The 525-nt window shown below is 65.1% G+C and carries 2 pseudogenes; both read left to right on the top strand.

The window, feature by feature from the left end:
* Nucleotides 1–97 (top strand): annotated as a pseudogene (locus IB277_RS37660) (molybdate ABC transporter permease subunit); the annotation flags it as partial.
* Nucleotides 87–525 (top strand): annotated as a pseudogene (gene cysW / locus IB277_RS37655) (sulfate/thiosulfate ABC transporter permease CysW); the annotation flags it as partial. The pseudogenes IB277_RS37660 and cysW, both read left to right, overlap by 11 nt.

Here is a 525-nt window from a genome sequence, read left to right as displayed (position 1 = left end):
AATTGCCGCGGTCATGCTGGCGATCTCGTTTGCCATGCTGCTCCTCATCAACTCGATCCAGGCCTGGAGCCGGCGGAGATATGTCTATGTCGCATGACCTGACCGCCGCCTCAGCACCCAGTCCCGGTCTCAGTCCGGCCTCCGGCCCTCGCGCCGCCCTGCCGGAACTGGCCGCCGCCACCTCCGAAAGCCGCTTTGCCCGACTGACGCTGACGATCACGGCGCTTGCCTTCGTCGCACTGTTTTTGCTTTTGCCGCTCGCCGCCGTCTTTACCGAGGCGCTGCGCAAGGGCGTGACGGAATTCGTGCTGGCCCTTGGCGATGCCGAAACCTTTTCCGCCATCCGCCTGACGCTGATCGTCGCCGCCATCGCCGTGCCGCTCAACCTCGTCTTCGGCGTGGCCGCCGCCTGGGCGATCGCCAAGTTCGAGTTCAAGGGCAAGGCCTTCCTGACGACGCTGATCGACCTGCCGTTCTCGGTCTCGCCGGTGATCTCCGGCCTCGTCTTCGTGCTTCTGTTCGGCT

The organism is Ensifer sp. ENS07 (assembly GCF_014852185.1).
GTDB classification, from domain to species: domain Bacteria; phylum Pseudomonadota; class Alphaproteobacteria; order Rhizobiales; family Rhizobiaceae; genus Ensifer; species Ensifer adhaerens.
The sequence above is the reverse complement of the archived record's forward strand: the minus strand, read 5'-3'. Positions and strand labels throughout refer to the sequence as shown.